Annotated in this window: 9 protein-coding genes; 4 read left to right on the top strand and 5 right to left on the bottom strand. The window is 61.5% G+C overall.

The features are described from left to right. From ACFCU0_RS12905 to ACFCU0_RS12890, 4 genes are all read left to right on the top strand, one after another. A partial coding sequence (locus tag ACFCU0_RS12905) for a 3-oxoacyl-ACP synthase III family protein (RefSeq protein WP_434974090.1) occupies nt 1–849 on the top strand: 849 nt, incomplete at its 5' end. Between the two features lie 986 nt (nt 850–1,835). Beyond that, the gene (locus ACFCU0_RS12900) at nt 1,836–5,084 is read left to right on the top strand and encodes a SusC/RagA family TonB-linked outer membrane protein (protein ID WP_434974089.1); all 3,249 of its coding nucleotides are present in this window, start codon (nt 1,836–1,838) and stop codon (nt 5,082–5,084) included. Nucleotides 5,085–5,190: 106 nt separating this feature from the next. Next, nucleotides 5,191–6,792 carry a SusD/RagB family nutrient-binding outer membrane lipoprotein gene (locus tag ACFCU0_RS12895; protein WP_434974088.1) on the top strand — a complete coding sequence of 534 codons (1,602 nt, stop codon included), beginning with the start codon at nt 5,191–5,193 and terminating at the stop codon, nt 6,790–6,792. An 81-nt stretch (nt 6,793–6,873) separates the two neighbouring features. Beyond that, the gene (locus ACFCU0_RS12890) at nt 6,874–8,127 is read left to right on the top strand and encodes a fasciclin domain-containing protein (RefSeq protein WP_434974087.1); all 1,254 of its coding nucleotides are present in this window, start codon (nt 6,874–6,876) and stop codon (nt 8,125–8,127) included. A gap of 382 nt (nt 8,128–8,509) precedes the next feature. Here the strand turns inward: ACFCU0_RS12890 and ACFCU0_RS12885 are convergent, their stop codons facing one another. The 5 genes from ACFCU0_RS12885 to cyoE all read right to left on the bottom strand — a co-directional run. Next, on the bottom strand, nt 8,510–8,848 hold the full coding sequence (locus tag ACFCU0_RS12885; RefSeq protein WP_434974086.1) for an FmdB family zinc ribbon protein: 339 nt from the start codon (nt 8,846–8,848) through the stop codon (nt 8,510–8,512). 209 nt (nt 8,849–9,057) lie between these two features. Next, nucleotides 9,058–10,158 (bottom strand): 23S rRNA (adenine(2503)-C(2))-methyltransferase RlmN, encoded by a 1,101-nt coding sequence (rlmN, locus tag ACFCU0_RS12880; RefSeq protein ID WP_434974085.1) that lies wholly within the window; start codon nt 10,156–10,158, stop codon nt 9,058–9,060. Nucleotides 10,159–10,322: 164 nt separating this feature from the next. Beyond that, entirely contained in the window at nt 10,323–11,108 is a 786-nt protein-coding gene (locus ACFCU0_RS12875; protein WP_434974084.1) for an ABC transporter permease, read from the bottom strand. A 45-nt stretch (nt 11,109–11,153) separates the two neighbouring features. Next, the gene (locus tag ACFCU0_RS12870; protein WP_434974083.1) at nt 11,154–12,098 is read right to left on the bottom strand and encodes an ATP-binding cassette domain-containing protein; all 945 of its coding nucleotides are present in this window, start codon (nt 12,096–12,098) and stop codon (nt 11,154–11,156) included. A 179-nt stretch (nt 12,099–12,277) separates the two neighbouring features. Further along, nucleotides 12,278–13,029: heme o synthase (gene cyoE, locus ACFCU0_RS12865; RefSeq protein WP_434974082.1), on the bottom strand; the 752-nt coding region annotated here is incomplete at its 5' end.

Genomic DNA, 13,029 nt, shown 5'->3' with positions numbered 1-13,029 from the left:
GAGCCGGAGGATCTGGACCTGATTCTCGTTGCCTCCTCCTCACCGGATTATCTTACGCCCCCCGTTTCGAGTCAGGTTCAGCACGGACTCGGTGCGCCGGGTGTCGGTGCAATGCAGATCACCGTCGGATGCACCGGTTGGGTGTACGCGCTTGTGACGGCGGAGCAGTTCATCAAAACCGGGGCGTACGAAAACATCCTCGTGGTCGGGACGGAACTGATCAGTCGCTGGCTGAGCTGGGAGAACCGGGGCACGGCCGTTCTTTTCGGCGACGGGTCCGGTGCAGTGGTAGTACAGGCGTCCGAGGAGCCCGCCGGCATATTGGGGCACGTACTCGGATCGGATGGAAGCGGGGCCGAAGACATCATCGTTCCGGCTGGCGGCGTCGCGTACCCACTCACGCACGAGCGACTGGATGCGAACGAGTACAACGTGAAGATGAATGGCCGCGAGGTCTTTCGCTTCGCCACGAGGATCATGGGGGCCGCGCTGGACGAAGCCCTGAGCCGTGCCGATCGGACGGTGGACGACATTGACCTCTTCGTTCCGCACCAAGCCAATGCGCGCATCATCGAGTACGCAGCCAACGAGGCGGGGCTTCCGCACGAGAAGGTGGTCGTAAACGTCGATCGCTACGGCAATACCTCGGCCGCCAGCGTTCCTCTCGCCCTTGCCGAGGCGCTGGATGAGGGGCGAGCCCGGCCGGGGGACACCATCGCGTTTGTGGCTTTCGGGGCGGGACTCACCTGGGCTTCTGCTATTTTCCAGCTATCCACGACCATGCCGGCACTGGCATCCGTGACGGCCGGGCCGGAGCGTAAAACCGCGCTGACCGAAGCCAGGGTCTGATCCCTTCGTCGCTTATCGTTTACCATGTGATCCGTGCCCGGGACACGCATGGATCGTATTTGCTGCATCGGTAGGGGCGCTCGGTGCAATACGGGTCGGGCGTTATCGCGAAGCCGATGGGTCGTACTCTATCTCCCTGTCATCACGACGATGGCAGGGATGAATTTTTTCCGACGGTCAATCTGTCATTCGTCCCGTCGAAATCTGGAAAACCCGATTTGTGAAGGGTGCGCGAAGAAAGTAAGGGGCGCCTTTGGCTCGTTTCGGATAAAGCGGGCGAATAAGCGCCTCTGAATGCCACAGATCCGGTTTTGATGTCCACCCTTGCTCCCGGGCATGGATGAAGCCTACCACCGAGGGACGGAAAACCCTTTGATGTTGTATTAAGGGTCTGTTACGTTGAATTACGTGTTGAGCATATCTCGGCCGGGAACCCTATCCGCATTCCGTTGCACGGTACGCGGAAATGTTACGGCTGAGGATGTAGCGACCTCCAGAACCGATGTGTACGCACCCGACTGGGTATCGGATGACGATGTCCGGCGTAACGGGTGTCGGTTTTTGGTCGTCGTTACGGTGGCTCCGACACTCCGGCGATATCTCCACAGGACCGAAGCGCGTGATTTCATCACCGATGGTTTTCCAGGTGCGATTCGCTCGTTGTTCTGCCGGTTCCGCCGGCACGTCCTCTCGACGACGTCTCTGTCGAGGGGAAGTGCAGCAGATGGTCGTCTGCCGCTGCCCTTAGGTGGCGGTTGCGTCTGCGATCCTGCTGTCGTCCCCCTGCTATCGACCGTTTCGACGGTGCATTATTTATCGCGATGAGCTCACACGGTCGCGGTTACTGAGTGTCGATAGCCTTGTGTTGTGTGCTGCATGTCGTACGCGGCGCATTCTCCGAATCCCGATCCCCGAAGGGGGCGCATTTGTCTGTGGATCCGGGATTCACTCGTTCCAACTCCTCGTTTAGTGAGACTTCCCACATTATGTTACGAAAGCTACTTACCGCAGCCCTTGTGCTGTTGTTGGTGGCGCCGGGATGGTCGCTGGCTCAAGATACCGGCACCATTGAAGGCGTTGTCACCGACAGTACCAACGGCGGGTCCATTCCCGGGGCAAACGTCGTTGTTCAAGGCATTAGCGTAGGGGCCGCGACCGATGCGTCCGGCTCGTACGAAATCGCGTCGGTTCCCGCCGGCGATTACACCGTGACGGCGTCGTTCGTCGGTTTTCTGGAGAAATCCCAGGAGGTGACCGTCGACGCCGGTGAAACGGTGACGCTCGACTTCGCGCTTGCTCCGCAGACCGTGGAGATGGGCGACGTGGTCGTGACGGCCCTTGGTGTCGAGCGGAGTGCCCGCTCGGTGTCTTCATCCGTTCAGCAGGTGGAGGGCGATGAGCTCGCCCAGGTGGAGAACGACAACTTCATCAACTCCCTGCAGGGACGGGTCGCCGGTGCGTCGATCAAGTCGTCGAGTACGATGGGCGGTTCAAGCAATATTGTCCTCCGCGGCATCAGCTCGCTGACGGGCAATAACCAGCCCCTCATCGTGATCGACGGGATTCCGATCGACAACTCCACGACCTCGACCAGCAACGGTCAGAGCGAGGGTAGCGGTGGATTCGACTACGGTAACGCCGCCTCGATCGTTAATCCGAACAACGTCAAGTCGGTCTCCATCCTGAAGGGACCCTCCGCTGCGGCGCTTTACGGTTCGCGTGGATCGAACGGCGTGATCCAGATTACCACCAAAGACGGTGAAGGCCGCGAAGGCATCGGCGTCTCCTTCAGCTCGGGCGTTCAGTTCTCGAACGCCTACGAGTTCATGGACTACCAGAACCAGTACGGCGGCGGTGCTCCGAGCAGCGCGTTCCGTACGCTCGACGGCGACTTCAGCCTCTCCGAGCAGGTGAACGGTCAGGACGACCAGCTGGTAGCTGACTACGCTACCGATGAGTCCTGGGGACCCCGGATGGACGGCCGTGAGGTACGTCAGTGGTACAGCTGGGACGACGTGAATGGCCTTCTGGGTCAGACCACGCCCTGGCAGGCCCACCCGGATAACATCGAGAGCTTCCTGCAGACGGGAACCCGCTACTCGACGGACCTCTCCATGGCGCAGGGTGCGGAAACGTACAACTACCGCGTCAACCTGAGCAACATCAACATGGAAGGGGTGATGCCATACAGCCAGATGGATCGTTATCAGTTTGGCTTCAACGGCTCGGTTGACCTCAGCGACAAGCTGACCGCGACGGCCGTGGCGCGTTACACCTATGATGAGGCGCGCGGACGGTCTGGTACCGGATACGGGTTCGCGGAGAACGCCTTTGCGCAGTTCAATACGTTCGGTCAACGCCAGCTCGACCTTGGCGAAGACAGCTACATGCGCGATTATGCCCGGCCCGGTCGGATCCAGCGTGGCTGGAACTTCGCGGGCATCGAGGGCGCCCAAACGGGCACGTTCCAGTACACGGACAACCCGTACGTCGGCCGCTATGAGAACTACCAGTCCGACGACAGCCAGCGTCTCTTCGGGAAGGTGCAGATCAACTACGACTTCCAGGAGGACCTCGGTGCCAGCTTCCTCGTGACGACGGACCATCGTACGGAGCGTCGTCAGGAGCGTGTGGCGAAGATTTCGTCTGAGGAATCCGACTTTACGGAAGACATCCTGGAGGTTCAGGAGGTCAACTCGGAGCTGAAGGTTGATTACGCGACCGACCTCACGGAGTCGATCGACTTCGACGGGTTCGCTGCTTCACGCGTCCGCTGGGAAACGTTCGAGCGCAACTTCGGCTCGACCGCCGGCGGCCTTGCCTCTGCGCAGGTATACACCCTCGAAAACTCGATCGGTCGTCCGAGCGTGGTGGATCGCTTCGAGCAGAACGCGGTCTACTCGGTATACGGCTCAGCCAACCTCGGGTACAATGACCTTGTCTACCTGACGGGTACGATCCGTAATGACTGGTCGTCCACGCTACCGGAGGATAACAATTCCTATCTCTACCCGTCGATCTCGACGTCGTTTGTCTTCTCAGGCCTTGAGGTCTTCGAAGATCAGGACATCCTGTCGTTCGGTAAGGTGCGTGCCAGCCTGGCCCGCGTCGGTAACGACACGGACCCGTACCGCCTCTCCACGATCTACCCGGGAGAGCCGCCGCTGGCTGGACAACCGCTCCTGCGCTTGCTGCGCGACCTTAACAACTCAGAGCTCGAGCCGGAAATTACGACCGGTGTCGAACTCGGAACGGAGCTGGAGTTCTTCCAGAACCGCGCCAGCCTGGACGTGACGTACTACCGCGACGTGACGGAGAATCAGATTCTCCCGCTCACCGTGTCGCCGGCGTCCGGTTACGAGTCGGCCCTCGTCAACGCGGGTTCCATCCTGAACAAGGGATGGGAGGTTCAGCTTGGCGGTACTCCGGTTCTCACGGAGGACTTCCAGTGGGACCTGTCCGTCAACTGGTCCAAGAACGAAGGTGAGATTCAGGAGCTGCGTGAGGGAACCGATACATACGTGATTGGCGACGGCGCCTTCGGGCCCGACGTGGTCGCGCAGGTCGGTCAGCAGTACGGAGCCATCTACGGCACGGCGCTCGTCCGTAACGACGCAGGGGAGATCGTGTACACCGGCTCCGGCGTTCCTCGCGCCACGCAGAATAATCAGGTCATCGGAAACTACCAGCCTGACTGGACCGGTGGCGTGAGCACGCGCCTCTCGTACAAGGGACTCTCGCTCAGCGCCCTCTTCGAAGGGCAGAAGGGTGGAGACATCTGGTCCCTCTCCAACACGTTCGGCGTCTACAGCGGTCTCCTCGAGGAGACGGTTTCCGGCGCGCAGCGTGAGACGGGGGTCATCCCGGATGGTGTCGTGCAAAACGAAGACGGCTCCTACACGGACTTCGGCGAAGCCGTGGGTCCGATCAGTAGTGCTGCCTTCTGGAAGAATAACTTCTTCGGGCCGCGCTCGGAGATCTTCCTCTACGACGCGACTTACATCAAGCTTCAGGAGGTGGTGATCAGCTATACGCTGCCCCAGAAGTGGTTCGCGAACACCCCGGTGGAGCGTCTGAACGTTTCCGCGACGGGTCGCAACCTGGCGATTCTCTACAAGAAAGCGCCCAACATCGACCCCTCGCTGACGCTCTCCGCGGGGAACTTCCAGGGCTATGAGGCCGGACAGATTCCGCCTCAGCGCCAGATTGGCTTCCGCGTCAACCTCCAGTTCTAGTGACTGGCCCCGTCGTCCACGCCCCGGTCCGCGCGACGCGGGCCGGGCGAGGATGGCACGCGCAGCCCTGCACTGTTACGCACCATTCCACGTACGAACCTTTGATATGAGACGCTACTTCTCCTCATTCGGGATCCTCGCGGGGGCGCTCGGTCTGCTGATGTTAGTCAGTGGATGCGACCTGGCGAAGATGAACGATAACCCGAACGCAACAGCCACCGCTGACCTTGATGCCCTGCTCGCCAACGCGCACAGGGATATCTCAAGCAACTTCTACGATGATGAATACATGATGCGCGGGTCGAATCTGCTCGCGCAGTACACTACGCAGAACTTTTACCCCTCGGAAAGCACGTACTCGGCATTTCCGAGACCGTGGGGCACGCCGGTTACCTCGGGCGCAGGGATTCGTGAGAGCGGTCCGTACGTCTCACTCGGTGATTTGGAGCGCATCCGGGAGATCGCTGTGAACCCGGACAACTTCAACGTTACACTGTCGGGCGCGCAGGAGCAAGGCCTCGCGAATTATGAGGCCGTCGCGCAGATCACGAAGACGTTCGTCTTCCATCGCCTGACCGACTTCTACGGCGATATCCCGTACGCCGACGCGCTGAAAGGCTCGGAAAGCTTCTCCCCGGCGTACACGCCGCAGTCGGAGATCTACCCGGCCATGATCGATACGCTCGACGCCGCGCTCGGCAAAATTGACACCGACGCACCGGGACCGGAAGGCGACTTCATCTATCAGGGCGAGATGGCGGACTGGATTAAGTTTGCCAACTCCCTGAAGCTGCGTATCGCGATGCGGATGTACGACGCCAACCAGTCGAAGGCCGAGTCTGTGCTGACCGACGCCAGCGTCTACGCCGATGCGATGCAGAGCAATGACGATAATGCGTTCTTTCGCTTCCAGAACAGCGCCGAGCACCGCTCCGACATCTACGAGAACCGCTTCGTAGCCGGCCGTGATGACTTCGATGCGGCCGACCGGTTCGTGAATGCCATGATGCAGTACGGCACCAACGACCCGCGGATGGCGACCTACTTCACCGAAACGAACGACGGTACGTACCGCGGATTCCCGTTCGGCCTCCAGCAGGCTGACGCGCAATCGTTGTACAGCTCGTTCCCCTCGGCGTACTTCTCCCGCCCGGGCGAGCGTCTCGTGAAAGCGGACGCAATGGCCATGTGGATGAACTACGACGAAGTGCTGTTCATTCGCGCCGAAGCGGCTGAGAAAGGACTCATCTCCGGCGATCCGGTGAACCTGCTCGAAGACGCCATGCGCGCCTCGATGCGCTGGTGGGACGTAGACGATCAGTCGTCCAAGGCGGATGATTATGTCAATGCCGTCCGCAGCGACGCGGGCAGCGATTACTACCAGGCGCTCGGAGAGCAGAAGTGGATTGCTCTCTACTTCCAGGGCCTCCAGGGATGGAGCGAATGGCGTCGTCTGGACTTCGAAGGCTGGATCACGCCGCCGACCGGCGGAAACCAGGGCGCGTACGCTCAGGCTGGCGAAACGGGTGTACCGCTTCGCTACGACTACCCGCAATCGGAGCTTTCGGTGAACCAGGGCAACGTCGCCGCCGCGGCGCAGAACCAGTTCGGCGGACAGGACGCTTCGGAGGCGCTGACGCTTGAGACGCCACTCCAGCGAGTATGGTGGGACGTGAATGCCCCGCCCTCGGATGCGATCGCCCAGTAACGGGCGCGCACCGTGCATTCCCTCCCACAGCAGCGCCTCCGGGCGCTGCATCACACTTGCTTTGCAACAACACGAGTACCTATGAAAACCCTATTTCGAACCCCTCTGTTCATGATCCTGGCCCTCGCCCTCGTGGCGGTGGGTTGCGATCAGAGCGAACAGAATGTGGGCTTTACACCTGGAGATGAGTACCGCGTCCGGATCGCAACATCCGCCGGGGGCGACGCATCGCCCGACTCTGTGTCGGTGCCCGACACGGTTGCGTACTACGTTGAGGGCTACACCATTGAGAAAGACTACACGTGGACGGTGAACGGCGAATCTCTGCCCACCGCACAGTCCACGCCCGCGCCGGATAACACCTTCCTCTGGGAAGACCGCGGCGGTGAGTTCATTACCGTCGTGTACGGCCCGGATGATCAGATCTCCAACGCTGCGCTCAGCGGTTCGGAGATGAACTCGATCGTCGTCGATGCGGGATCAGATGACATCGATGCCGACACCACGTCGACCAAGGCGTCGGTGGGAGCCACGATGGGTGGTCAGGTCTTCCGCTTCGGCGTCTTCGCGACGCTCGCGGGCTTTGCTGACGCCACGGGCGTGGCCGACGTGCTGGTTGATGAGGGCGTCTCTGCGACGCTCTTCGCGCCGGATAATGCGGCCTTCGATGCCCTGGAAACGGCTCCGACGAATGCTGTGGACTCGGACGAACCTGCTGATTCCGGCATGCTCGCGGATTTCCTGAAGTACCACGCCGTCGGGGCGCGCGCCGAGGCAGGCGACCTGTCCTCGCAGTCGTATGAAACGTTGCTCGCCGGCGAAGCAGCCGGTTCGCAAGCCTCGATTGCCGTGGACGCGAGCGGCCCGGTGACGCTGAACGGCGATGTGACCGTGACGCAAACGGACATCCCTGCCACGAACGGCATCGTCCACAAGATCGACAACGTGCTGCTTCCGCCCGTCTCCTCGGCGGACTTCACGGACAAGGCCGCGACGCCCGGTGGAGCAGACGACACCGTTAGCGTGGAAGGCGTCTACCTTCCAGAGGGCGGCTTCGTGGTGCTCCACGATAGCACAGACCTTGCGGACCAGGGAGCAATTCCGAGCATCGTCGGCGTGTCCTCGTACCTCGAGGCCGGCATTCATACCGATGTATCGGTCGTGGTTGATGGTGGCGTAGGCAGTGCGGCCGCGCTTGGCGCAATGACCCACCAGGACACCGACGATGATGAGATGTACGACTTCGAGACATCCGTGGGTCTCGATGACGGACCGTACCTCAAGAACGGAAGAGCGGTCATCGACTATGCGGAGATCGAACCGCCGTCGAACTAATGTCTGACATGATCGCTGGTGGCTCCCGCAGTCACCGACGATCAACCGTTGGATTTATCCAAAAGGCCGATCGTCCCCTGGGGCGGTCGGCCTTTTGTTGTCGGTGCTCTTGTTTATTTTAGGGCAGCATCATTGAAGCCGTCTGAATGCATGCGTCTTAGTGAACGCCGCCAGAGAGTCGCTATAGGTCGTCGCACGGAAGTCTGCGACATCTTGCGACTCGCCCCGTCGCCTTCGAAGCTGCTACCACGGTAGCGTCTATTTTAGACATAACGAAAGCCGCCCCACACATGCAGTGCAGGGGCGGCTTACCTGTGATACTGTTGCGCAGATATCTGGTCTTGCGGATCCGCTGACGCTGCGAGCTAGATGCAAACCGTTGCTATGCAGACTCAGTCGCTTCCCCGGAACCGTCAGCGGTCGAAGAACCTGAAGGAGAGTCCGTGGCGGCGCTGTCACCGTCGGATGATGCGTCCGTCGCTGAGCCGTTGCTTTCCTCGCGTCCGTTCGCCTCGGTGGTGTCTACCTGTTTGCCGGTGTCGCCCTTGCCATAGTCGGTGATGTAAAAGCCATCGCCTTTGAAGATCAGGCCGGCGCTACCCGCGATGATCCGTTCGACCGGTTGCCCCGTCTCCGGGCATTCCTCGAGCGGGTCCTCCGTAATTCGCTGCTTGATCTCGAACTTGGTGCCGTCCTCGCGGCGGTAGACGTATGTGGGCATGGGAAGGGGGAGAAGTGGATAAAACGTTCGGTATCGTGGGTAAGCGCAGTCTAAACGCCCGCGTCTTCACGCATCATAATCAAACGATGTTCCAGATTAGACGACAACGAACGATCTGTCGTCCTGGCAGCCCGGAGGCGACACGGGTCGAGGCGAAGCCTTTGCCGACCGTTTACGTCGGACGAAAAGGCAGCAGGCGATGGTCGTCCCTAGCCCTTATTCGCGAGCTGGCCGCACGCGGCGTCGATGTCCTGACCACGGCTCCGGCGGACGGTCACCGTGACGCCTTCGTCGATCAGCACTTGAATAAAGTCGTCAAGGCGATCCTCCGGTGTGCGGTCGAAGCCGAGGCCGTCGACCGGATTGTACATGATGAGGTTTACTTTGCTCGGCACCCAGCGCGTGATCTCGGCGAGGTCGTGTGCGTCCTTCTTACTGTCGTTCACCCCGTCGAACATGCAGTATTCGTATGTGATGGGCCGCCCAGTATTGGCAGCGTAGTACTGGATGGCCTCCTTGAGTGCCGGCAGACTCGTCTTTTCAGCCTCGTTGATCGGCATGATCGAGCTCCGTTTCTCGTTTGTCGGAGCGTGCAGCGAGACGGCGAGATGGAAGCGTCGTTCGTCGTCGGCGATGTCTTTGATGCGGCGTGCGAGGCCGACGGTGGAGACGGTGATGCGACGGGGAGAGAGATCAAGCCCCTTTTCATGCGTTAGAATATCGATGCTTGTCATAACGCCGTCGTAGTTAAGCAGGGGCTCGCCCATGCCCATGTATACGACGTTTGAAATGGGCTTGTCGAAATGCTCGCGCGCGGCGTCGTCCATTAGTAGAACCTGATCCACAATCGCCCCGGCCGGGATGTTTTCCTGAAACCCCATCTGGCCCGTCGCGCAGAACGTGCAGCCCATGGCACACCCGACCTGACTGGACACGCAGACCGTGAGACGCCGTGCGTTGCCGCGTTCATCGATGTCCGGAATCAGGACCGTTTCGGCGCGGTGGCCGGACGGGAGGCGAAAGAGCGCCTTCATCGTGCCGTCGCCGCCCTGTTGCATCGTCTCCACGTCGAAGCTGTGGATTGTGGCGTGTTCGTCCAGCGCGGCCCGGAAGTCCTTTGGCAGGCTGGTCATCTCGTCGAAGCTTGCCGCGCCCTTTCCGTACATCCAGTGAAATAGCTGGCGGCCGCGGTATGCTGGCTGGCCGATCCCGGTGGCGAAGCGCTCAAGATCCGCTGCCCCCATCGACTTCAGGTTGACGCGACCGTCCTCGGTCTTGCTTCGTGCCGATATGGTTTCGAGGTCGATCATGGGTTTCGCTTTGCTTGGACGTGATTCCATCGTGGTGCGGCGGACGCGTCGGATACCTTACCTTGCGGCACATGTAGGCGTACGTGCTTGCCCGTTGATTCGTTTTCATACGGACATGTAAGGGGGGAGACGAATCGCGTGTGCGCAGCCCGCGCCGGGCGACGTCAGCTGGAGAAGAAGGGTCGGCGTACCGTCCACACGGCGAGTCCGATCATCACGATGGCAAAGCCCAGGCTTACCGCGACACAGATCGTCGGGGATGCGAGGACGCCTGGTGCGTCCGCGAGGCCGTACATCCCGTGCCGAATCCCGCTCACCGCGTACGAGACCGGGTTGACCCAGACCAGCCACTGCAGGACGGACGCGGCGCCTTCCGGCGGAAACATGGCGCCGGAAAGAAACCAGAGCGGCAGGAGGAAGAGATTCATCACCGCATGGAATCCGCGGGTGGTATCCATGCGCCATGCGATCGTGAAGCCCAGTGCAGTGAACGACAGGCCCGTCAGAATGCAGATCGCGAGGATGAGCAGGATGCCGGGGAGGCTCGGGTAGATATCGATCAGGGGAAGGGCCAGGAGGATCAGGAGTGCCTGTAGCGTGGCGAGAAGCGTTCCCCCGAGCGCGTTTCCGAAGACGAGAGCCGTCCGCGGTGTGGGGGCGACCATTACAGCCTGCAAAAAGCCCGATACGCGTTCCTCGACAATCGAGATCGTCGAGAAGATGGCGGTGAAGAGGAGCACCAGGGCGATCACCCCCGGAAACAGAAATTCCACGTAGTCGACGCCCCCGGCCGTCGTGCCCGGCATCTGGAACGTATCCTGAAAGCCGAGGCCGAGGAGAAGCCAGAACGCCAGGGGCTGGGTAAAGGCGCCCAGGAGGCGACTGCGATCACGGACGAACTTCAGCACTTCACGACCGGTCAGGGCCGCAACGGTGGTGAGAGCCTGCATGTGGCGACGAGGAGTCGGGGATGGGGCTAACGCAGAAGGGGAGGGTCAGGAGCGCAAGATGCCCTGAGGCACGTCATCGGGTTGCTTTCCGGCGCGCACCACGAACACATCCTCGAGGGTAGGCTGCCGGACGGTCGCACTCTGAATTTGATCGCCGAACGCGTCGTACAGTGATGTCAGAAGGCGCGGCGCATCATCATGCGCGATCTGGAGGGACTCGCCGACGATCTCCGCCCGCACGCCGAACTGTGTCTCGATGTTATCGCGTAGCGAGTCGGGGCTACCGGCTTCGATCCATAGCATCTCGCTACCGAGTTCGGCCTTGAGCGTGTCGGGGCTACCGTCGGCGACCAGGCGGCCGTCGGAGAGGATGGCGACACGGTCGCACCGCTCTGCTTCCTCCATCAAGTGGGTTGCGACCAGAAAGGTCGTTCCTTCGTTCTTGCGCAGGCGGTCGATCGCGTTCCAGAACGTACGTCGCGCCATCGGGTCGAGCCCGGTCGTCGGTTCGTCGAGAAGGAGCAGGTCGGGGCGGTGAAGGAGTCCACGGGCCAGGTCGACGCGTCGCTGCAGGCCCCCGGAGAGCGTGTCGACCCGGTCGCCAGACCGGTCGGCCACGTCAAACAGGCGTAGTAAATGGTCGATGCGCTCCCGGAGGGCTGCGCCACGGAGTCCGTAGAGCGCGCCCTGAAAGCGCAGGTTCTCGCGGACCGACAGATTTTCGTCCAGTGCGTAGTCCTGGAAGACGGAGCCCAGGCGGGCGCGAACCTCATCTGGCGCGTCGACGGTCGATAATCCGAAGACGCTCGCCTGTCCCTCTGAAGGGGGCATCAGCGTCGAGAGGATGCGGAAGAGCGTCGTCTTGCCACTTCCGTTTGGGCCGAGCAGGCCGTAGAGCGCGCCGTCGTCGATGCGAAGTGATACGTCCCGGAGTGCCTCGTGCGATCCGTACCGGTGGCTCAATCCCTGAATGTCGACGGCGGCGGGCATGGAGCAGTGGGTTTAGCGTGAAAAGGGCGAGCGACCGGGTGGAGCGGTAGGGCGGAATGAATGATCGGACCGCAGCCGTGGTGGCCGCATAGGGCCCGCGCACGGGCGTCCGGTGGTGACCAGCGAGCGGCGTGCCGGTGACCGCGGTGGGTGACGTGCCGGACCCGTTGCTGAATGGGTCAGACGAAGAGCCAGTCTGCGCCGAGGGCCAGAACGAGCACGGGCACGTACACAATGGATGCCTTCAGGACGCGCCGCGCCGCCTGTCCGGTGCGTGTGCGGGCAAACGCGATGGTGGTCCAGAGGAACCAGAGCCCGAGCGGGGCGACGGCGGCGAGGTAAAGCCATCCGGCCGTGCTGTAGAGGAACGGGGTGACGCTTGCCAGGCAAAGAAGCACCGTGAAGCCGATCATCTGGACGGCCGTGGACGTGCCCCCCGGCTCAAGGACCGGCAACATAGCGTAATTCCCACGGGCATAATCTTTACGGTACATCCAGGCGAGCGACAGGAAATGCGGCATTTGCCAGAAGGCGAGGATCGCGAACACGGCCCATCCTCCGGCACCGAGGTGACCGGTCGCCGCCGTGTACCCGCCAAGTGCCGGAAGCGCACCTGGAATCGTGCCGATGATTGTATTCCACTTCGTTGTGCGCTTCAGCGGTGTGTACACGTACACGTAGAGGACAGCCGTCAGCATCGCGAGGACGGCCGTTAGCGGGTTCACGAGCGGGCAGATGATGGCGATACCCAGGCAGACCATCGTAATACCAATGGGCCGGGCGGACGACGCGGCAATCCGGCCGGACGGGATCGGGCGGTCGGCGGTCCGCTTCATCTGTGCATCGAATCGCTCTTCGATCACGTGATTCAACATGCCGACGCCCCCCGCGCAGAGGGCGGTGCCGATCAGCGTGGCCATGAGCACGACGC

Source organism: Longibacter sp. (genome assembly GCF_051155795.1).
GTDB lineage: Bacteria > Bacteroidota > Rhodothermia > Rhodothermales > Salinibacteraceae > Longibacter.
This window is presented reverse-complemented; position numbering and strand designations above follow the sequence as displayed.

Bases quoted from the DNA above. Each gene is read 5' to 3' on its own strand.
- ACFCU0_RS12875 (WP_434974084.1), bottom strand. From the start codon at position 11,108: ATGCAGGCTCTCACCACCGTTGCGGCCCTGACCGGTCGTGAAGTGCTG.
- ACFCU0_RS12885 (WP_434974086.1), bottom strand. From the start codon at position 8,848: ATGCCCACATACGTCTACCGCCGCGAGGACGGCACCAAGTTCGAGATC.
- ACFCU0_RS12870 (WP_434974083.1), bottom strand. From the start codon at position 12,098: ATGCCCGCCGCCGTCGACATTCAGGGATTGAGCCACCGGTACGGATCG.
- ACFCU0_RS12900 (WP_434974089.1), top strand. From the start codon at position 1,836: ATGTTACGAAAGCTACTTACCGCAGCCCTTGTGCTGTTGTTGGTGGCG.
- rlmN (WP_434974085.1), bottom strand. From the start codon at position 10,158: ATGATCGACCTCGAAACCATATCGGCACGAAGCAAGACCGAGGACGGT.
- ACFCU0_RS12895 (WP_434974088.1), top strand. From the start codon at position 5,191: ATGAGACGCTACTTCTCCTCATTCGGGATCCTCGCGGGGGCGCTCGGT.
- ACFCU0_RS12890 (WP_434974087.1), top strand. From the start codon at position 6,874: ATGAAAACCCTATTTCGAACCCCTCTGTTCATGATCCTGGCCCTCGCC.